Source organism: Myxococcus sp. AM011 (genome assembly GCF_013372595.1).
GTDB lineage: Bacteria > Myxococcota > Myxococcia > Myxococcales > Myxococcaceae > Myxococcus > Myxococcus eversor.
The window spans coordinates 1-19,020 of the sequence record NZ_JABXEM010000232.1 but is presented as its reverse complement, the minus strand read 5'-3'; the positions used below and the strand labels follow the sequence as shown (position 1 = coordinate 19,020).

The 19,020-nt window shown below is 67.5% G+C and carries 19 protein-coding genes; 11 read left to right on the top strand and 8 right to left on the bottom strand.

From position 1 onward, the window contains the following. Nucleotides 1-29: 29 nt before the first annotated feature. The 5 genes from uraH to HUW62_RS35675 are packed head-to-tail and all read right to left on the bottom strand — an operon-like array spanning nt 30 to nt 4,730. Nucleotides 30-374 carry a hydroxyisourate hydrolase gene (uraH, locus tag HUW62_RS35695; RefSeq protein WP_163870881.1) on the bottom strand — a complete coding sequence of 115 codons (345 nt, stop codon included), beginning with the start codon at nt 372-374 and terminating at the stop codon, nt 30-32. Beyond that, complete coding sequence (gene uraD / locus HUW62_RS35690) at nt 371-880, bottom strand: 2-oxo-4-hydroxy-4-carboxy-5-ureidoimidazoline decarboxylase (protein WP_176436973.1); 510 nt, start codon at nt 878-880, stop codon at nt 371-373. Before uraD ends, uraH begins: the two co-directional genes overlap by 4 nt. Continuing rightward, nucleotides 877-1,899: an allantoicase gene (gene alc / locus HUW62_RS35685; RefSeq protein ID WP_176436972.1), complete on the bottom strand. Its 1,023-nt coding sequence runs from the start codon at nt 1,897-1,899 to the stop codon at nt 877-879. Before alc ends, uraD begins: the two co-directional genes overlap by 4 nt. A 21-nt stretch (nt 1,900-1,920) precedes the next feature. Beyond that, on the bottom strand, nt 1,921-3,288 hold the full coding sequence (allB, locus tag HUW62_RS35680; protein ID WP_176436971.1) for an allantoinase AllB: 1,368 nt from the start codon (nt 3,286-3,288) through the stop codon (nt 1,921-1,923). Further along, a complete protein-coding gene (locus HUW62_RS35675) occupies nt 3,285-4,730 on the bottom strand; it encodes an FAD/NAD(P)-binding protein (RefSeq protein WP_163870885.1) in 1,446 nt (481 codons plus the stop codon). The genes allB and HUW62_RS35675 overlap by 4 nt, the downstream gene beginning before the upstream one ends. Before the next feature lie 210 nt (nt 4,731-4,940). Here HUW62_RS35675 and pruA point away from each other — a divergent pair, with 210 nt between their 5' ends. Beyond that, nucleotides 4,941-6,596, top strand: a complete 1,656-nt coding sequence (gene pruA / locus HUW62_RS35670) for an L-glutamate gamma-semialdehyde dehydrogenase (protein ID WP_176436970.1) — start codon at nt 4,941-4,943, stop codon at nt 6,594-6,596. A 6-nt stretch (nt 6,597-6,602) separates the two neighbouring features. Then, a complete protein-coding gene (locus HUW62_RS35665; protein WP_163870887.1) occupies nt 6,603-7,451 on the top strand; it encodes an aldose epimerase in 849 nt (282 codons plus the stop codon). 21 nt (nt 7,452-7,472) lie between these two features. Here the strand turns inward: HUW62_RS35665 and HUW62_RS35660 are convergent, their stop codons facing one another. Beyond that, a complete protein-coding gene (locus HUW62_RS35660) occupies nt 7,473-8,318 on the bottom strand; it encodes an alpha/beta fold hydrolase (RefSeq protein WP_176436969.1) in 846 nt (281 codons plus the stop codon). Nucleotides 8,319-8,364: 46 nt separating this feature from the next. Next, complete coding sequence (locus tag HUW62_RS35655; RefSeq protein ID WP_176436968.1) at nt 8,365-9,297, bottom strand: LysR family transcriptional regulator; 933 nt, start codon at nt 9,295-9,297, stop codon at nt 8,365-8,367. Nucleotides 9,298-9,348: 51 nt separating this feature from the next. Here HUW62_RS35655 and HUW62_RS35650 point away from each other — a divergent pair, with 51 nt between their 5' ends. The 9 genes from HUW62_RS35650 (at nt 9,349) to HUW62_RS35610 (ending at nt 18,064) form a co-directional block, all read left to right on the top strand. After that, nucleotides 9,349-10,614 (top strand): acyl-CoA dehydrogenase family protein, encoded by a 1,266-nt coding sequence (locus HUW62_RS35650; protein WP_176436967.1) that lies wholly within the window; start codon nt 9,349-9,351, stop codon nt 10,612-10,614. A 6-nt stretch (nt 10,615-10,620) separates the two neighbouring features. After that, nucleotides 10,621-11,706 (top strand): phosphotransferase family protein, encoded by a 1,086-nt coding sequence (locus HUW62_RS35645; RefSeq protein ID WP_176436966.1) that lies wholly within the window; start codon nt 10,621-10,623, stop codon nt 11,704-11,706. Continuing rightward, the gene (locus tag HUW62_RS35640) at nt 11,706-12,398 is read left to right on the top strand and encodes a histidine phosphatase family protein (protein ID WP_176436965.1); all 693 of its coding nucleotides are present in this window, start codon (nt 11,706-11,708) and stop codon (nt 12,396-12,398) included. Before HUW62_RS35645 ends, HUW62_RS35640 begins: the two co-directional genes overlap by 1 nt. Nucleotides 12,399-12,409: 11 nt before the next feature. Further along, complete coding sequence (locus HUW62_RS35635; RefSeq protein ID WP_176436964.1) at nt 12,410-13,156, top strand: SDR family oxidoreductase; 747 nt, start codon at nt 12,410-12,412, stop codon at nt 13,154-13,156. Between the two features lie 150 nt (nt 13,157-13,306). After that, on the top strand, nt 13,307-14,605 hold the full coding sequence (locus tag HUW62_RS35630) for a TIGR02270 family protein (protein WP_176436963.1): 1,299 nt from the start codon (nt 13,307-13,309) through the stop codon (nt 14,603-14,605). A 16-nt stretch (nt 14,606-14,621) separates the two neighbouring features. Continuing rightward, on the top strand, nt 14,622-15,566 hold the full coding sequence (locus HUW62_RS35625) for an AHH domain-containing protein (protein ID WP_176436962.1): 945 nt from the start codon (nt 14,622-14,624) through the stop codon (nt 15,564-15,566). Then, nucleotides 15,563-16,162 (top strand): DUF1629 domain-containing protein, encoded by a 600-nt coding sequence (locus HUW62_RS35620; protein ID WP_163870896.1) that lies wholly within the window; start codon nt 15,563-15,565, stop codon nt 16,160-16,162. Before HUW62_RS35625 ends, HUW62_RS35620 begins: the two co-directional genes overlap by 4 nt. Further along, nucleotides 16,159-16,944, top strand: a complete 786-nt coding sequence (locus HUW62_RS35615; protein WP_176436961.1) for an Imm49 family immunity protein — start codon at nt 16,159-16,161, stop codon at nt 16,942-16,944. Before HUW62_RS35620 ends, HUW62_RS35615 begins: the two co-directional genes overlap by 4 nt. 7 nt (nt 16,945-16,951) lie before the next feature. Continuing rightward, on the top strand, nt 16,952-18,064 hold the full coding sequence (locus HUW62_RS35610; RefSeq protein ID WP_176436960.1) for a hypothetical protein: 1,113 nt from the start codon (nt 16,952-16,954) through the stop codon (nt 18,062-18,064). A gap of 13 nt (nt 18,065-18,077) precedes the next feature. Here the strand turns inward: HUW62_RS35610 and HUW62_RS35605 are convergent, their stop codons facing one another. Continuing rightward, nucleotides 18,078-18,962, bottom strand: coding sequence for a bifunctional transcriptional activator/DNA repair enzyme AdaA (locus HUW62_RS35605; RefSeq protein ID WP_163870899.1), 885 nt, complete (start codon nt 18,960-18,962; stop codon nt 18,078-18,080). Between the last annotated feature and the right edge of the window lie 58 nt (nt 18,963-19,020).

Below are 19,020 nucleotides of genomic sequence, written 5' to 3'. Positions count from 1 at the left end.
GCCCACCAACAAGGCCTGAGGCCCGGGGTTCAGCTCCCCCGGTACGTCGAGTAGCCGAAGGGGCTGAGCAGCAGGGGCACGTGGTAGTGCTCGTCGGGCGCGGCCAGCTCGAACACCACCGACACCGACGGGTAGAAGCCCTTCACGCCGAGCCCCCGGAAGTACGTCCCGGTGTCGAAGGACATCCGGTACACGCCGGGCTCGACGCGAGCGCCGGCCGGCAGGAAGTCGCGCACGCGGCCATCGTCGTTGGTGACGCCGCGAGCCAGCTCCTTCCACTCGCCCGCGGCCACCTGGACTTCCAATGCAATGGGAACACCGGAGGCCGGACGGCCGCGGTTCGTATCGAGAACGTGGGTGGAAAGAGTGCTCATGACGCCAGCAGCTTCTCCAATCGGATGCGGGTGATTTTCGCCTGCTCGCCAGCGGCGATGCGCAGCTCGTCGTCCGGTGCGTTGCCCAGGCGCGCGCGCAGCAGCCCCAGCATCTCCTCCGCGCTCTTGCCCGTGGCGCAGACGAGGAAGATGAAACCGAAGCGCTCCTCGTAGGCCTTGTTGCCGTCGGCCAGCCCTTGGAGCACCGCCTCGGCGGCGCCGCTCACCCCGCCCTGCTCCTGCGAGGACCAGGTGGCGGTGGACGCGAACTTCGCGCGCAGCGAGTCCACGCCGCCGATGCGCGGGTGGTGCTTGAAGGCCTCGTGCCAGTCATCCGGCCCCGTCTGCTCCCAGAGCCACCCGGCCTCCGCCAACACGTGCTCCACGTCCCGGTAGGGCCGCGCGCGCACCATGGCCTCCACCCAGCGCGCGGAGCCACAGCAGCGCAAGAGCTCCTCCTTGGCCGCCTCGGGAGCCAGCGTGTTGAGCCGAGTCAGCGCGCTCATGCCGGCCGCCCGTGGACGCGCAGCCGGCTGACGCCACCGTCGGGGAAGATTTTCAGCCGCACGTGGGTGAAGGGGCCCTTCGCCTTCAGCTCGGACTCGAAGTAGTGGCGATGGTCCGCCTGGAGCTTCGTGCGCGGCAAGAGCTCCGTCCACGCGAGGTCATGCGCGTTGGCGAAGTCCACCACCGGCTCACGCAGGGAGATTCCCTCCAGGGACGCGCTCTCCGGGAAGTTGCCCTTGTAGTGCGCGGTGTCCACCTCCACGCGCTCCACGGAGCCGGGGACGGCCAGCTTCACCACAATCCAGTCGAAGCCCGGCAGCAGGCGCTTGCGGCGCGTCTCCCATCCCTCGCCCATGTTGGCGGCACGGCCCGGGAGGATGAGGTTGTCCTTCGGGCCGAAGAAGGCGTCGTTGCACGCGGACACCGTGCCGCCATTCTCCGCCGCCGCCAGGTCCACCGAGCCATTCGCGTGCGTCAGCCGCGCCAGGTCCGGCCTCACCTCGCCGTGGACGCGGAAGCGCGCCACGCCACCATCCGGGTAGATGTTGAGGCGCAGGTGCGTCCAGCGCTGCTCACTGAGGATGGGGAAGAGGTTGCGCGAACCGCCCTGCAGCCGCAGCTGCGGGAGGATGCGCGTCCACTTCGCGTCCACCAGCGACTCGGCGGAGGGCGAGCCTTCTACCTCCAGCGCGTCCACCGAGGCGTACTCGGGGAAGTTGCCCACGAAGTGGTTGGTGTCGACATCCACGCCGCGCAACACGCCGGGCAGCCCGAGCTGGAGGATGCACCAGTCGTGACCGGGAACGCGCTTGCGGCGCGACTCCCAGCCGTCCATCCACTTGCCCTGCTCGGTGTACTTGTCGGGGATGAAGACGCCTCGGCCGGGCTTGAGCAGGTTCTCCTTGCCGGCGAAGAACTCGTCACTGGCCAGCAGGGCCTTGCCGCCGACCTTCTCCGCGGCCAGGTCGATGAGCTCGGTGAAGCCGACGCGCAGCTTCCCCTCTTCCGGTGCATGCATGGTGTGTACTCTCCAAAGGCTTCAAGCGGCGATGCGCGCCGAGGACGGGCGGCGCACCCAGGTTCCACTCGGACGCGGGAAGGGCTGCCCGCGCTCGTAGATTTTCGTCCCGCGAAGGAACGTCGTCTCCACCACGCCCGAGAGCGTGCGGCCCGCGTACGGCGTCAGCGGGTGACGGTGCTGGAGCCGCTTGGGCTCCACGGTGAATGTGGCCTCGGGGTCGAACACCACCAGGTCCGCGTCAGCGCCGGGTGACAGCGTCCCCTTGGTGCCGTGCAGTCCCACCAGCCGAGCCGGGGCTTCACACATCCAGCGGACCAGCGTCTCCAGACCGTGGCCACGCCTGGCCGCCTCGGTCCACACGGCAGACAGGCTGAGCTGGAGCGACGCGATGCCGCCCCACGCCGCGCCGAAGTCACCGCGCTCCAGGAGCTTCAGCGCCGGCGTGCAGGGCGAGTGGTCCGACACGACCAGCTCGATGTCGCCCCGCGCCAGCCCGGCCCAGAGCCGCTCGCGATTCTCAGCCTCGCGGATGGGGGGCGCGCACTTGAAGTGGGTGGCCCCATCCTCGATTTCCTCGGCGGTGAAGCTGAGGTAGTGCGGACACGTCTCCACCGAGACATCCAGTCCCTCCCGGCGCGCGTCTGCCAGCAACGGCAGCGCATCCGCCGACGACAGATGGACGATGTGGACCCGGCAGCGGTGCTGACGCGCCAGCTCCATCATCATCCGGATGGCGTCCTGCTCCCAGCGGCGAGGCCGGGACTCCAGATAGGCGCGGTACGTGCGCGGGCCGCCCGCGTCCGCGGCCTCCAGCGGAGACTCCAGCTCCGCGTGGACAATGAGCGGAATGCCCCGCCGCGCGAGAATCGGCATCGCCACGTCGAGCACCGCGCGGTCCGCCGGGGGAAACTCGTCCACGCCCGAGGGGCACAAGAAGCACTTGAAGCCCGCGACACCCGCGTCGATGAGCGCTTCCAACTCGTCCGCGTTGCCCGGAATCACCCCGCCCCAGAAGCCGTGGTCCACCTGACTGGACTCGCTGGCGGCGCTCGCCTTGAGCTTCAGCGCCTCCAACGTGGTGGTGGGCGGCAGCGAGTTGAGCGGCATGTCCACGACGGTGGTGATGCCGCCGGCCGCCGCCGCGCGCGTGGCCGTCTCGAAGCCCTCCCACTCCGTGCGGCCGGGCTCGTTGATGTGCGCGTGGCAGTCCACCACGCCGGGCATCACCACGTGGTTGCCCACGTCCGTCACCGTCAGGGCCCCGAGGGCCTCACCCGGCCCGGCCACCTTCACCACCCGCCCGTCCTTCACCACCACCACCGCCTCGCGCAAACCACCCGCCGCGAGGACGCGACGGCTGCGCAGCCCGAACTCACCACTGCTCATGGCTCGAATTCCTTCTCGTCGAAGCACTCCAGGGCGCTGAAGAACGCGTCCCGGTCATCCACGTAGAGCTGCCGCGTCACGCCCGCCGTCAGTCGAGGCAGGCTGTACTTCATGCCAGAGATGCTCGCGCCACCGAAGCCCAGCGAGAGCAGGCACCCGAAGGTGTAGTTGAAGATGGACGACAGATGCGGCGCGCGGCCCGGGTGCTTCTCCTGCAACTCGAAGCCGGGCCCCAGGTACGGATGGCGCAGCAGGTCCGTGTGCGACTGGCCCGAGGGCGGCGTGAAGCGGTCCTTCCAGAGCGCGATGTCCTGATGCAGGTTCGCCAGCTCTGGACGCAGCGAGAGGTCCGTCACCGTGCCGCTGCCGACGATGAGCTTGTCGAAGGTGTAGTGCCCCTGCGGCGTGGTGATGCGGACCCGTCCGTCCACGGCCTCGGCGCCCACCCACGGGCTCTCCGCGTGCAGGTGGAACTGCGGATACGCGCGTGCACGGCGGTACGTGTCGGCGGGAGGCAACTGCCCCATCTCGAAGATGCGGTGGATGAAGCGCCACTTGTCCGCGTCCGGCAGGTCCGCGTGGTGCTTGAGGAAGCCGACGAACTCCGCCCAGCGGTACGGGTTGACGGTGGGCAGCGTCTTGCGCCGGTAGAAGAGACGCACCTCGCCCGCGCCGTGCTCCAGCGCGACGGAGGCGTTGTCGAACGCGGAGGCCCCCGCGCCGAGCACGCCGATGCTGCGCCCCCGCAGCGCCTCGAAGTCGATGTCCTCGCGCGTCTGCGCGTACAGCTCGCGAGGCAGCCCCGCCACCACCGCTGGGACTTCCCAGCGTCCCGAGCCGTCGATGCCCGTAGCGAGCACGATTTTGCGGGCGTGGAGGACCTCGCTCTGTCCCGTGCGCACGTCCTCCAGCGGCACCTGGAAGCAGTCGTCCTCCGCGCTCCAGGTCAGCGCGCCCGCGCGCGAGCGGCAGCGCACGGGGATGCCCAGCGTGCGCCGGTACCAGCCGAGGAAGTCCGCCCACAGCTCCTTGGGGATGCGCTCCAGGGACGTCCAGGCGGCCTCGCCATACTGGGCCTCGAACCAGGACTGGAAGCAGAGGTTGGGCAGGTTGTGGTCGGGGCCGGTGAGGTGCTTGGGCGTGCGCAGCGTGTGCATGCGCGCGAAGGTCTTCCAGGGCCCCGCGAGGTCCTGCTCTCCGTCATCGACGACGAGCAGGTTCGTCACCTTCTCGCGCATCAGCCCGAAGGCGGCGGTGAGGCCGCTCTGTCCTCCGCCGATGATGAGGACATCCAGCACGGGCTCGCCGGCGCGGGTGCGGCGGGGGAGCACCCAGGAGCGGCGGGGATACTCCAGCCGCTCGAGGTCCTTCCGGAGCGCCTCTTCCAGGGCGGTGAGGCCAGGGACGGGCGGCATCGCGGGGCTCGGGGGCGGGATGCGCATGCCCTATCGTAACCGCGCGCTGTGTCGCCCGGTCAATGTGCCCCCCTCGCACGGTATGAGCCTCCGGGCGGGGTGGTGGGAAATACCCGGCCAGGCTGGGGGTTGACAGCGGGTGTCCGGGTGCAGACGACGGCCTGCTTCCACGCTTCCCCGGTGGAGTCGGTTGGTTCATGCTCCCCGCCCTTTTCGCCCTGTCCCGAGGTCCACCGCGTGATCAACGCCATCCCCCGCGTCCCGGCTCCCCGAAACGAGCCCATCCTGCCCTACGCGCCCGGTGCTCCCGAGCGCCGCGAGCTCCAGGCCGCGCTCAAGCGCATGGCTGGTGAGCAGATCGACATCCCGCTCATCATCGGCGGCAAGCAGGTGCGCAGCGGCAAGACGGACACCGTCCGCATGCCGCACCGGCACTCGCACGTGCTGGCCACGCTGCACGAGGCGGACGCCAGCCATGTCGAGCAGGCCATCCAGGCCGCCCTGGCCGTGAAGGAGGACTGGGCGCGGATGCCGTTCGCCTCGCGCGCCGCCATCTTCCTGCGCGCCGCGGAGCTGCTCGCCACGCGCTACCGCCCGCTCATCAACGCGTCCACCATGCTGGGTCAGTCCAAGACGGCCCACCAGGCGGAAATCGACGCGGCGTGCGAGGCCATCGACTTCCTGCGCTACAACGTCCACTTCGCCGAGCAGATCCTGGCCATCCAGCCGGAGTCCTCGCCGCAGACGTGGAACATGTTGGACTACCGCCCGCTGGACGGCTTCGTGTTCGCGGTGGCGCCGTTCAACTTCACGTCCATCGCGATGAACCTCTGCACCGCGCCGGCCATCATGGGCAACGTGGTGCTGTTCAAGCCGTCCTCCACGGCGGCGCTGAGCGCCTGGTACTTCATGGAGCTGCTCCGTGAGGCGGGCCTGCCCGACGGCGTCATCAACATGCTCAACGGCGACGGGCCCACCATTGGCAACCCGACGCTGGCCAGCCCCCACCTGGGCGGCATCCACTTCACCGGCTCCACGCCGACGTTCAACTCCATGTGGAAGACGGTGGGAGAGAACATCGGCCGGTACAAGCAGTACCCCCGGCTGGTGGGTGAGACGGGCGGCAAGGACTTCATCGTGGCGCACGCGTCGGCTGCGGACGACGTGGAGGCGCTCGCGGTGGCCATCGTCCGCGGCGGCTTCGAGTACCAGGGCCAGAAGTGTTCGGCGGCCAGCCGCGTCTACGTCCCCGAGTCCATGTGGCCCAAGCTGAAGTCCCGCCTCCAGGCGCTCATCGGTGACATCCGGATGGGCGACGTGACGGACTTCCGCAACTTCATGGGCGCGGTCATCGACGAGAAGTCCTTCAAGAAGGTCTCCTCGTACATCGACCTGGCGAAGCAGGACGGCGAGGCCAGCATCGTCGCGGGCGGAGAGGCGGACCGGAAGGAAGGCTGGTTCGTGAAGCCCACGCTGGTGCAGCTCACCAACCCGCGTCACCGCATCATGCGCGAGGAGGTCTTCGCGCCGCTGGTGGGCGTGTACGTGTATCCCGACGCGAAGTACGTGGAGACGCTGCGCGAGGTGGACCAGAGCGCGACGTACGCGCTGACGGGCGCCATCTTCGGCCGTGACAGGAAGGCCATCGACACGGCGATGAGCGAGCTGCGTCACGCGGCGGGAAACATCTACATCAACGACAAGCCCACGGGCGCGGTGGTGGGCCAGCAGCCCTTCGGCGGCTCGCGGGCGTCGGGCACCAACGACAAGGCGGGCTCGCTGCTCAACCTCATCCGGTGGACCAGCCCTCGCACGGTGAAGGAGACCTTTGTCTCGCCCGCGAAGGTGCCGTATCCGTTCATGGACAGCGACCCCCACGATGGGGGTATCTAGGCTCGTATGAGCCGAGCGTTCCCCGGTATCGCAGGGTTGGAGACGTACGCGTTGGTGGACGGTGGGTGCCGCGTGGAGGTGATTCCTTCACGCGGGGCCCTCGTCTCGAGGATGACGGTGGACGGCGACGAGGTGCTGTACCTCGACGAGGCCACCGTGGCGGACCCGGCGAAGAACGTGCGCGGTGGCATCCCCGTGCTGTTCCCCATCGCCGGGCCCCTTCCGGGTGACACGTACCCGGCGGACCGCAAGTCCTTCACGATGTCGCAGCACGGCTTCGCGCGGCGGCTGCCGTGGACCGTGCGCCAGGCGGAGGACTCGCTGCTGGTGGTGGGGCTGTCCTCCACCGAGGAGACGCTGCGCCAGTTCCCGTGGCAATTCGACGCGCAGCTCACCTTCTCGCTGGTGGGCACGCGGCTCACGTTGGACTTCGACGTGGAGAATCGCGACACGCGCCCCCTGCCCCTGCACCTGGGCTTCCATCCGTACTTCCGGGTGCCCGACGCGGCGAAGGCCGTGGCCACGGTGGAGACGGACGCGACGCACGCGTGGGACAACCGGAACAAGCGCGAGGTGCCCTTCACGGGGCTCGACCTGACGCAGGACGAGGTGGACTTGCACCTGAGAGACCACTCCGGCCCTGGGACGGTGCTGGGACGCGGACCGGGTCTGCGGCCGGTGCACCTGTCGTGGAGCCCGGAGTTCAAGGTGCTGGTGGTGTGGACCCTGCGCGGCAAGGACTTCGTCTGCGTGGAGCCGTGGACGGCCGCTGCTGGGGCGTTGGCTACTGGCGAGGGACTGCTGCATGTGGAGCCCGGTGAGCGGGCGTCACTCGCGTTCGACATCGAGGCGTGAAGCAGGCCCGACGTTGAGTGCTCACGGACGTGGCGTCAGCCGGGAGGCGAACTCGCGCATGGCGGAGGCCACGGCCTCCGGGCGCTCCACCCAGGGGAAATGGGCCGCGCCCTCCACCGTCCTGTGGAGGATGTGCGGCCCCTGGAAGGCGGGCTGCGACCACGGCGTCTGCTGGACGATGCGGTCCTCGGCGCCGCTGATGATGAGCGTGGGCAGGGAGCGCGGCCACCACGTGTGGACGTACGTCTCATCGAAGGCGCGGTCGGACCAGTCGACGGCCGCGCGGTTGTAGGGCATCCGCCGCAGCAGCTCGCGTCCCGTGTCGAGGCCCTCTGCCGTGAAGTTCCACTCCGCTGATGCCACCGCGATGTCGCGGAGCCGCTCGTTCGTGCGCTCGGCGTCATAGCGCTGGCTCGCGGCGTCGACTTCGGGAAGGGGATGCCGTTGGGTCATCGCGAAGAACGGCGCACGCCAGCCCGCGTCGGGTGCCGTGCTCACGAGCACCATTCCCACGAGCAACGTCTCCAGTTCCGGCACGGACAGCAGATACATGCCTCCGGTGGAGTGTCCCAGGTAGACGCAGTTCGGGAGCGCGCGGGCGGCCTCGACGAGAACGCGGGGCCACACGTCGAAGGGGACCTCGGGGGAGCCCGGGGGCGAGACGTTCGACCCATCTCCCGGCAGGTCCACCATCCAGCACGTGCCGGGAACATCCAGGACGTCCGCGAGCCCGAGCAGGCTCTCCGAGCCAATCCCAGGCCCGCCGGGGAGCAGCAGCCAGTTGAAGGCGCCTGGGCGAGAGCTCCTCTGGCGAAGACGCACCCCCGACGGGGTGAAGAACTCTGTCGTGAAGGCCGCGTCGTGCATGGACTGAACCTAGACCAACGCGCGGGAGTTCAGACACCCGGAAGCACTATCTTCGCGAGGCGCCCATCAGTCCCTTCGCCAGGAACTGCAGCTCCGAGCGCAACCACTGACTGCGCGGCTCGCTGTCCTCGGAGCGATGCCAGTACAGGTGCAGCTCCAGCCGGGGCAGCGCGAGCGGCATGGGCAACAGGTGGTTGTCCAGCTGCGCGTTGATCTCCTCCGCGCGGCGCCGGGGCATCGTCAGCATCAAGTCTGAACCAGACACGATGCGGCAGGCCGTCTCGTAGTGCCGGCAACGCACCGTCACCTCGCGCTGATATCCCAGACGACTGAGCACCAGGTCCTCCACCGCCAGCCCCGTGCGCCGCGACGATACCGTGACATGGCGCGCTCCCATGTACGCCGCCACGTCCAGCCGCCTGCGCTTACGACTCACCACACAGAACGCGTCATGAGTGAAGGCCGTGTGCCGCAGCTCCGCGCTGGTGGGTTGCTCCACGTCGATGGCCAGATCCAACCGTCCCGACGCGAGGTCCCGCTCCAGTCGCGTCCGCTCCAGTCGCACGCTGCTGATGCGCGCCTCCGGACTTCGCTCCCGAAGCCGAGCCACGAGCCGAGGAACGATGGACGGCTCCAGCATGTCGCTCATCGCCAGCGTGAAGGTGCCCACATCCCGCACGGGCTCGAAACCGCGGGTGTGGTGCACGGCCTGCTGCAACAGGGCGAGCGCCTCGCGAATCTCCGGCGCCAGTCGTTCAGCCAGCGGCGTGGGCGCCACCCCGCGCCCCTCCCGGACGAACAGCGGGGCACCCAGTTGCTCTCGCAGACGGGTCAGCGCATGGCTCACCGCCGACTGACTGAGGAAAAGGACTTCGGCCGCGCGCGTCAGGTTGCGCTCCCGGTAGACGACGTCGAACACCCTGAAGAGGTTGAGGTCGGGAGCCCCGGGCCGCCGGGCAGAGTCATGAACTGGGCTCATGACGACACATGACCAACATTCAGTGGATTCAACAAGAGTCGGGTGCCAAGGATGGACGCCTCTCGTGGAGGAGGCATCACCGTGGACTTCGAGCCCAGCGCCAGAGCCAAGGACTACCTGGAGCGCGTGAAGCGGTTCATGCGCGAGCACATCGAGCCCTCCGAGGAGCGCTACTACCAGGAGGTCATGGAAGCCTCCCGAGGCGGCGACTGGAAGACGTGGCCGGTGTCCTCCGTCATGGAAGACCTCAAGGCCCGCGCCAAGGAGCAGGGGCTGTGGAACCTCTTCCTCCCGGACGAGAAGCTCGCCCCGGGCCTCTCCACGCTCGAATACGCGCCCATCGCCGAGGAGACCGGGCGCAGCCTGATGGCCCCCGAGGTCTTCAACTGCAACGCCCCCGACACCGGCAACATGGAGGTGCTGTGGAAGTACGGCACCCCCGCCCAGCAGGAGCGCTGGCTCAAGCCGCTGCTCGCGGGTGACATCCGCTCGGTGTTCTGCATGACGGAGCCGGGCGTGGCCTCGTCGGACGCCACCAACATGGAGGCCACCGCCGTCGTCGAGGGCGACGAGGTCATCCTCAACGGCACCAAGTGGTGGTCCACCGGCCTGGGACACCCCAAGGCCAAGGTCACCATCTTCATGGCGCGCACACCCGACACCGGGGGCGACCGTCATCACCAGCACTCCATGGTGCTCGCGCCCCTGGACGCGCCGGGCATCACCATCAAGCGCATGCTGCCCGTCTTCGGCGAGTACGACGCGCCCCACGGCCACGGCGAGGTCCACTTCGACAACGTGCGAGTGCCCGTCTCCAACATCATCGGCGGCCCGGGCATGGGCTTCGAGATTGCCCAGGGCCGACTGGGCCCCGGCCGCATCCACCACTGCATGCGCTGCGTGGGCGCGGCGGAGCGGGCGCTGGAGCTGATGATTGACCGGGGCATGAACCGCACGGCCTTCGGCAAGCCCATCATGAACCTGGGCGGCAACCGCGAGCGCGTGGCCGAGGCCCGCATCGCCATCGACCAGGCCCGCCTGCTCACGCTCTACGCCGCGTGGAAGATGGACCAGGTGGGCCCCATCGGCGCGATGACCGAGATTTCCGCCATCAAGGTCGTCGCCCCGAGCATGCTCCAGCGCATCGTCGACGACGCCATCCAGCTTCACGGCGGCGCGGGCGTCTCCAACGACACGGTGCTCGCGGGCTTCTTCGGACAGGCGCGCACCCTGCGCCTCGCGGACGGCCCGGACGAGGTGCACAAGGGCGTCATCGCCCGCATCGAACTGGCCAAGCGCGGCTTCTCCAGGAAGTGACCCACCATGGCCACGAACGCCACGCCTTCCACTACGCTCGACACGCCCGGCTCCATCCGAGCCGGTGAGGAGTTGAACGTCGCCGCCGTCGATGCCTGGCTCAAACACCAGATATCGACGCTCGAGGGCTCGCCCACGGTGACGCAGTTCTCGGGCGGCGCGTCCAACTGGACCTACCGCCTCAAGTATCCGAACCGCGACCTCATCCTTCGCCGGCCGCCGTCCGGAACGAAGGCGAAGTCCGCGCACGACATGTCGCGCGAGTACCGCGTGCAGAAGGCCCTCAAGCCCGCCTACCCCTGGGTGCCGGAGATGGTGGGGCTGTGCCAGGACCCCGCCGTCATCGGCGCGGACTTCTACGTCATGGAGCGCATCGAGGGCATCATCCCGCGCGCCAACATGCCCAGGGGTATGAACCTCGGCCCCGCGGAGACTCGCAAGCTCTGCCTCAACGTCGTGGACCGACTGCTGGAGCTGCATGCCGTGGACGCCCAGGCCGCAGGGTTGTCGTCGCTCGGCAAGGGAGCCGGCTACCCGAGGCGTCAGGTGGAAGGCTGGTCGGACCGCTACGAGAAGGCCCGGACGTGGAACGTGCCGAGCTTCAAGTACGTGCGCGCCTGGCTCAAGGACCACATCCCCGACGATGTCGCCACCTGCGTCATCCACAATGACTGGCGCTTCGACAACGTGGTGTTGGACCCGGGTGACCCCACCCATGTCATCGGAGTGCTCGACTGGGAGATGGCCACGCTGGGCGACCCGCTGATGGACCTGGGCAGCGCGCTGGCCTACTGGGTCCAGGCCGATGACGACTTCTTCATGCGCGCCACGCGGCGCCAGCCTACGCACGTGCCCGGCATGCTGCGCCGCCAGGAGGTCGTCGACTACTACCTCCAGCGCTCCGGCCTGAAGCCCGCCAACTGGACCTTCTACGAGGTCTTCGGAATCTTCCGGCTCGCCGGCATCATCCAGCAGATCTACTACCGCTATCACCACAAGCAGACGCGCAACCCGGCGTTCAAGAACTTCTGGTCGCTGGTGACGTACTTTGACTGGCGCTGCAGGCGCCTCATCCGGAAGGGTGGTCGCTGATGGGCGTGGTGTATCTCATCCGCCATGGGCAGGCGTCCTTCGGCGCGCGGAACTATGACCAGCTCTCCGAGACGGGCTTCATCCAGGCCCGGGTGCTCGGCGAGGCGCTCAAGACGCGGTTGCCCACCCTGGACGCGGTCGTCGCCGGCACGCTCACGCGACACCAGCAGACGGCGGAGACGTGCCTCACCGCGATGGGCACGAGCCTGCTGCCCGCGCGCACGCCGGGCTTCAACGAGTTCGACCATGACGAGCTCGTGGCCCGGCATACGCCGCGCTATGCGAATCACGCGGCCCTGGCGGAGGAGCTGATGGGCGCGAAGGACCCGCGCCGTGCGTTCCAGGAGTTGTTCACCCAGGCCGTGGCGCGCTGGGTCGCCGGGAAACACGACGCGGAGTACACGGAGCCCTGGCCGGTGTTCCGGGAGCGCTGTGTGCGAGCGCTGGACGCGCTCATCCAGGGCCTGGGGCCGTCGAAGACGGCGCTGGTGTTCACCTCGGGCGGCCCCGTCACGGCCATCTGCCAGCACCTGCTCCAGATTCCAGACGAGCACGCGTTCCGGTTGAACTGGACGCTCGCCAACTGTGGCGTCACGAAGGTCATCTACAGTGACCGGGGCCGCTACATGTCCACGCTCAACGAGCACGCCCACTTCGAGGGCGCTCAGAGCGCTCTCATCACCTACCGTTGAGGAACACGGCCATGCGCAAGAACATCCTGATTACCGGCGCGAGCTCCGGACTGGGTGAGGGCATGGCCCGTGAGTTCGCGGCGAGGGGGCGGAACCTCGCGCTGTGCGCCCGGCGCACGGACCGGCTGGAGTCGCTGCGTTCGGAGTTGCTGGCGAAGCATCCGGACCTGCACATCTCCGTGCGCGCGCTGGACGTGAATGAGCACGAGCAGGTGTTCGAGGTCTTCGAGGCGTTCGCCAAGGACCTCGGCAGCTTGGACCGCATCATCATCAACGCGGGCATTGGCGTGGGGAAACGGATTGGCACCGGCAACTTCGCCACCAACGCGAAGACGGCGCAGACGAACTTCGTGGCCGCTGTGGCGCAGTGCGAGGCGGCCGTGGGCATCCTTCGCAAGCAGGGCCAGGGACACCTCGTCACCATTTCATCCATGAGCGCGATGCGGGGGTTGCCTCGCCATCTCACGGTGTACGCGGCGACGAAGGCGGGCCTCGCGACGCTGACGGAGGGCATCCGCGCGGAGCTGATGAACACGCCCATCAAGGTGTCGACGATTTACCCCGGCTACATCCACACGGAGCTGAACGCGGGGGCGAAGAACCTGCCGTTCGCCGTGGACTCGGCGACGGGCTCACGTGCGCTGGTGAAGGCGATTGAGCGCGAGCCGGTAAGCGCCTACGTCCCCGGCTGGCCGTGGACCGTGGTGGGGTTCTTCCTGCGCAACCTGCCGCTCAAGCTCGTCGCGCGGATCTCCTGAGCGGAGGCTTCAGGTCCGCATCTCGCAGGGAGGGGCATGCACGCCCCTCGGAAATCCCGTAGACGGCAAGCAACCACATGCGCCACCTGGCGCCCTGAATCACAGTCGTGGGTGGCCGCCGGGAGCGCTGTGCCCCTATCGTGGCCAGACATGTGGGATCGCCCGGATGAACAGCTCCGCTGGGACGTACTCGAAACCCACTTCGAAGAAGCCTGCTTCTTGTGGACGCAGTGGGAAGGCAACCTGTCTTCCTCGCGCCATACGCTGGCGGACGTCGCGGGAGGCAATGAACTCCGACTGCGGGCGCACCTTCGGGCCCTCGTGCTCGGTGGCCCACGTGTAGCCGAGCGACTCCTGATTCCCGCGCTGGGAGAAGAGGACTCCGAGAAGCTTCGCGTCGCGAGCCACACGCTCCTCGCCATGGACGGATACGCCGACCTCGTGATGCGGACGTTCCAGGAAGCACCGGATGAACTGCGCGGCGCCATGGCACGCGCCCTGTCGCTCAGCGAGCGCCCCGGGTTGTCGAAGCAGCTCCTGCCGCTGCTCGCGATGGATGACCCGGACTTGCAGGCCACGTTGCTCGAAGTGCTCTCCTTCCGGCGGGGACTTCCTCCCGAGCCCCTCCTCCGGCTGTGCCAGCACGAAGTGCCCAGGGTTCAAGCGGCTGCGCTCCGCGCGGCTTGTGCGGTGAACCTTCCGGAAGACCCGAGGCTCCTTCGAAAGGCACTCGGCTCGCCCAGCGCCGCTGTCCGCGCCGCGGGCCTGCGCTGGGGACTGGTCCGCAACAGCCGCGAGGCGTTCCTGGCGTGTCTCGATTGGAGCGACGCGAGGGACGAGGGTGGAGACCTCGCACGCCTGGCGATGTCGATGGGAGGCGAACCCGCGCATCTGACACGAATGCTGCGGTTGCTCGATGTCTCGACGCTTCGCCGTGAGGCGCTGTGGGCCGTGGGCTTCAGCGGCAAGGTCGCGGCGGTAGAGGCCTGCCTCCCCTGGTTGAGGGACGCGAAACACGCGGGCGTCGCGGCCGAGGCCTTCTGCGCCATCACCGGGCTGGTCCTCACGGAGCATTTCCGCAAGGAGCGGGAGGAGCCGGACGAGGAGGAGGACGCCTCGGACGAAGAGCCCCGGGATGCCCACTTGGAGCTGCCACGCCCTGAAGCCATCGAGACCTGGTGGGCCGAGAAGCGTCCTCGATTCGGGAAGGATGCACGGTACCTCGCGGGACGCCCGTTCACGGCGGAAGCCCTGGTGGATTCCTTGAGCAGCGCCGTGACGCGACGACGTGCGCCCCTGGCGCTGGAGCTGGCCATCCGGACCCAGGGACGACACGCGGTGGAGGTGCTCGATTTCTCGCACCTCCAGACGCATCGATTGACGGAGCTTCGCTCCCTGGGAAGCCGGGCCCTCTGGACCGGTCCCTTCCTGACGCAGATGAGCCACTGAGCACACGAGGTGTCACATGGGTACGAGTGTCGGCGTCAACAAGCTCTCGGTCGTCCACAAGGACACGGGTCTTCACAAGCCCATCGGGAACGCCCTGGAGGGCGGGGCCTGCCTCTCAGGACACGAGTCGGACTACCACAAGAAGAACAGCTGCTCTTATCGCTATCAGGCCGTCGAGCATTCCCGTAGCAACAAGGGACGCGGTGACATCTACAAGGTTTCCGCCGACGGCCACGCGCGCATCGCTCAAGCCCATGGCGGGGGACCCATTCCGACCTCGCGATACCTCACCCGGCGCGGCTCCAGTCCGGAGAACCCCTCCGGCCGATATCCCTGGGACGGTGACTATGGCGACCACCTCACCGTGCCACAGCCGGGCGATTGGGATATCAATGGACCCACACGCGTGGGCGCCGTGGATGCCGCAGGGAAGCCGATTGGCCCGGGGATGAACTTCACCACCTCGTTCTGGCCCTATTGGAACAATGCCCACCACATGATTCCCAAGGGCACCCTGAACACGGCGATCGCGAATGCGGATACTGATCCGCGGATCGTGAATCTCATTCGAGCGGGACTTCTCAAGGCTCCCTACAACGTCAACCACTACGTCAACATGATCCTCCTGCCCATGGACACCGAGGTGGGCAAGATCCTCAACCTCCCAAGACATCTCTCACTGGATGATGGGTCGACCGCGTTTGACCAGAAACCCAAGTTCGACCACATTCCCTACAACCACAAGGTCGCGACCCGGCTCAAGGCCATCATGAGCGACTACAAAGAGAGAGCTGCGGAAATCAAAGGAGAAAATCAGGACTGCGACATCAAGAAGATGACTCCACTCTCCAAGAGGAAGCTCCACACGCTCTCCAATGATTGTTACAAGGCCATTACGGACTTTGGATCGAGCAACCCTGGAGAACCGCTTGTCGACTTGCCCGGGCTGAAACTCTCATGAACTACTTCTCCTTGAATCTGGCTCCGCTGACCGACCTGTCCTATTGCACGATGGGCGACCTGCCTGACAGCATTCGCGGCAAGAGCTATAAAATGTCGCGCGGGATTGCAATGGGCGCCGACTACCCCGCGAATACCGCGTGGCAAATGAGCGACGAGTACGGCGGCATCAAGCTGCCATCTCTCGTATGCAATACCGACAGCATCCTCGTGGTCGAGCGGAAGCTGAAGGACATCATCGAGGCCACCGGCGTCAGCATGGAATGCCTCCCCTTCGTGATGCTCAATCACAAGGGCAGAGAGGCAAGCCGCGACTATTTCATCGTCAATCCACTGGGGAACCGCGACTGCCTCAATCTGGAAGCGAGTGAAATCGAGTGGGAGGGTGATGAAGTCGTCAAGCTTGAGAAAGCCGTCCTTGACCCGGAGAAGCTCCAGGACACCCCGGCCATCTTCCGGCTCAAGCATGAGCGCGAGCTGATCGTCATCAGCCATCAACTGGCGGACGCCCTGAAGGCCGTGAACCCCACGAACATCTATCTCTTCAGCCTGCCCCAGGTGCCCACCACGAAGTCAGCGAGCGGTTCGAGCGCATGAGCGTTCCCCTGTGGCTGGTGCGCAAGGACCTGGGCATCTCGCTGGGACAGGGGCTTCCCTTTGTCCTCGCGCGCGACGTGACGCCGCGACAGATGCTCTTCTTCTGCGGCTACTACAGGCGATTGGGAATCGTGGAGTTCTTCATGTCCGGCCAGGTCGTGGGGTTCGTCAACCACCTCTCACGAAGCGCTCATGCCTTCGTCTTCTACCTGGAAGGCCTTCCCGTCGAGAACAAGGTCACCAGCCGCTGCGAGCCCTTCTTCGACGCCGTCGCTTGCGCCGATGTGAAGGCGGCTCGAGCCATTGCTCAAGCATCGCGTGCGACCTGGAATCCCGACGAAGAGTATGAGGAAGACTTCCTCTACATGCGCCTGCTCATGGATGGCTTCGTCCTTGAGCGGGAACGCAGTCACCTGGACGCACTGTTGAAGCGTTACGAGCAGGTTCTCGCGAGTGGCGCGGACCTTCGCCTGGAGCTGTGCCGGGCCCTGCTCCACTCGGACCAGCAGCTCTTCGATGAGGCCCTGGAGCGATGGATTGGCGACCATCGCCGCGAGAACGAGAAGAAGCTCGAGCAGGAGCAGACCTCTCCGAACGACGTGGCCACCGTGTTCCACTTGTGGTTGGAGTTGCTCGCCCTGTTGAGGTTCGCGGAGCGGGCGAAGCTGAAGGTGGCCCGTGACTACCCATTCGCGCCCTCCCTGGCTCGCCGAGTGGAGTCGACCCCACTTCCCTCTCCCGATGCCTGGCGGCACATCCCCTCGTTCGTCGACCTTGGCTAGAGACACCATGCGACTGGCCGTGACGGGACTCGGGATGGTGACCTCGGTGGGCTATGGCCGCACCGGGAGCTGCTCGGCCATCCGCGCCGGGCTGACGCGCGCATGCGAGCTTCCAGGGCTCCTCGTGTCCAGTGGAGACGGCGACGTCACCCCGGCCCGAGGCCACCCGGTCTCCGGGTTCGCCGAGGGGTTCTTCCAGGCCGGAGCATGGGTGCGACTCGCCGCGGGAGCACTGGAGGACCTGCTCCATGAAGGGACCCCAACACCCATGGCTCCCGAGCGCTGGCGAGGAACCGCGCTGATGGCCCTGACGCCCATGCTGGACCCCGAGCGGTTCCGGTGGGCCATCCACGAGAAGCCTGATGCGTTGGGCCAGTACTTCGTCAGGCCCCTCCAACAATTGATGACAAGCTCGCTCCCATTCGCACACACGGAAGCGCTTGCGTCAGGCCACTCCGGCTTCGCGGAAGGGCTCCAGCGCGCGGCGACGCTCCTGGGCTCCCACCGGGAGGTGGGTCGGGTGGTGCTCGCGGGAGCCGATTCGTATCTGGATGGGCTCACCCTCCAATGGCTGGCCCGGCACCGCCGATTGAAGAGTGCCGAGGCCCCCACGGGGCTCCTGCCTGGGCAGGCCGGGGCCTGCCTCATGGTGGAAGCGGCGCACCCACGCGACACAGGCGATGGCTGTCACATCGCCTCCGTCGTCGTGAAGTCGCCACCTGCCAATGACGTCTCCAGCCTGGCGAAGCGCGGACGATTGGTGGCGGAGGCTATCCAGGAGGCCCTTGCCGCCGATGACTCGGGACTCCCCTTTCGAGGTGAGCTGGTGCTCGACCTCAATGGCGAGGAATGGAAGGCACATGTCTGGGGCAATGCACAGGTCCTGCTCGGGCAGCACATCGACTTCGACGCGTGCAGCGTCCTGGCTCCCTGCGAGTCGATTGGTGAAATTGGGGCCGCCAGTGGCGTCGTGGGGACAGGGCTGGCGATCCACGGATTGATGTCCCCGGACTCCACCCACGAGCGCGCCCTGGTCTGCGGGATTGCGGATTCGGGGAAGGTCTCCGCCATCCTGGTCCGTGGACCGAAACGGGCCCCTCGCGGCATGAGTCGCTCGTAGCGACGCAGCCGACTCAACCCAGCCCCACCTGGGCATCTCTCACGTCGCCATCCTCGTTCTCCGCCCCGTATCGCAGGGACTCCCACGCGAGCATCACCTGCTTGCGCGCGGGCCCCCAGCGGTAGTCCCCGAAGACGCCCGTCTTCCGCAGCACGCGGTGGCAGGGAATCAGCAATGCCACGGAGTTGCCTCCCACCGCCGTGCCCACCGCGCGCACCGCCTTCGGCTTGCCGATGGCCCTCGCCAGGTCCTCGTACGTCGCCACCTCTCCCGGCGCCACGCGCAGCAGCGCCTGCCACACCTGCACCTGGAACGGCGTCCCCTTCACCAGCACCGACAACGGCGTGCGCTCACTCGGCGGCGCCTCGGGGAAGATGCGCTCCACCCAGGGCGCGGTCTCCTGCGCGGACTCCACGAACGTGGCCTTCGGCCACTGCGCCTTCAGCTCCGCCAGCGCCTCCGCTTCCAACTCCCCCGTGAGGAAGTGCAGCCCGCAGATGCCCCGCTCACACACGGCAATCAGGCACTCACCGAAGGGCGTCACATGCACACCGTGGTGCACCGTGAGCCCCTCGCCCCCGAGCTTGAACTCTCCCGGTGTCATCGCCGTCAGCGTGACGAAGAGCTCGTGCAACCGCCCGCCTCCCGACAGGCCCACGGCGAACGACGTGTCGAGCACGCTTCGCCGCTCGGCCAGCAGTCGACGCGCCGAGCTGAGCGTGTGCACCTGGAGGAATCGCTTCGGGCTGATGCCCGCCCAGCGGGTGAAGAGACGCTGGAAGTGGAAGGGGCTCAGCCCCACGTGCGCCGCGACGTCGTCCAGGGACGGCTGCTCGCGCGCGTGCGCATCGAGATAGAGAATCGCCTGCTCGATTCGGGCGTAATCGCTGGTCGCCATTCCCGGCTCCTGACTCAAGGGTATGTCCACCCCTCGGTATGGCCCCGAGGTCCCGCCC

Coding starts and splice junctions, on each gene's coding strand:
- uraH (WP_163870881.1), bottom strand. CDS start 374: ATGAGCACTCTTTCCACCCACGTTCTCGATACGAACCGCGGCCGTCCG.
- uraD (WP_176436973.1), bottom strand. CDS start 880: ATGAGCGCGCTGACTCGGCTCAACACGCTGGCTCCCGAGGCGGCCAAG.
- alc (WP_176436972.1), bottom strand. CDS start 1,899: ATGCATGCACCGGAAGAGGGGAAGCTGCGCGTCGGCTTCACCGAGCTC.
- allB (WP_176436971.1), bottom strand. CDS start 3,288: ATGAGCAGTGGTGAGTTCGGGCTGCGCAGCCGTCGCGTCCTCGCGGCG.
- HUW62_RS35675 (WP_163870885.1), bottom strand. CDS start 4,730: ATGCGCATCCCGCCCCCGAGCCCCGCGATGCCGCCCGTCCCTGGCCTC.
- HUW62_RS35665 (WP_163870887.1), top strand. CDS start 6,603: ATGAGCCGAGCGTTCCCCGGTATCGCAGGGTTGGAGACGTACGCGTTG.
- HUW62_RS35660 (WP_176436969.1), bottom strand. CDS start 8,318: ATGCACGACGCGGCCTTCACGACAGAGTTCTTCACCCCGTCGGGGGTG.
- HUW62_RS35655 (WP_176436968.1), bottom strand. CDS start 9,297: ATGAGCCCAGTTCATGACTCTGCCCGGCGGCCCGGGGCTCCCGACCTC.
- HUW62_RS35650 (WP_176436967.1), top strand. CDS start 9,349: ATGGACGCCTCTCGTGGAGGAGGCATCACCGTGGACTTCGAGCCCAGC.
- HUW62_RS35645 (WP_176436966.1), top strand. CDS start 10,621: ATGGCCACGAACGCCACGCCTTCCACTACGCTCGACACGCCCGGCTCC.
- HUW62_RS35640 (WP_176436965.1), top strand. CDS start 11,706: ATGGGCGTGGTGTATCTCATCCGCCATGGGCAGGCGTCCTTCGGCGCG.
- HUW62_RS35635 (WP_176436964.1), top strand. CDS start 12,410: ATGCGCAAGAACATCCTGATTACCGGCGCGAGCTCCGGACTGGGTGAG.
- HUW62_RS35630 (WP_176436963.1), top strand. CDS start 13,307: ATGTGGGATCGCCCGGATGAACAGCTCCGCTGGGACGTACTCGAAACC.
- HUW62_RS35625 (WP_176436962.1), top strand. CDS start 14,622: ATGGGTACGAGTGTCGGCGTCAACAAGCTCTCGGTCGTCCACAAGGAC.
- HUW62_RS35620 (WP_163870896.1), top strand. CDS start 15,563: ATGAACTACTTCTCCTTGAATCTGGCTCCGCTGACCGACCTGTCCTAT.
- HUW62_RS35615 (WP_176436961.1), top strand. CDS start 16,159: ATGAGCGTTCCCCTGTGGCTGGTGCGCAAGGACCTGGGCATCTCGCTG.
- HUW62_RS35610 (WP_176436960.1), top strand. CDS start 16,952: ATGCGACTGGCCGTGACGGGACTCGGGATGGTGACCTCGGTGGGCTAT.
- HUW62_RS35605 (WP_163870899.1), bottom strand. CDS start 18,962: ATGGCGACCAGCGATTACGCCCGAATCGAGCAGGCGATTCTCTATCTC.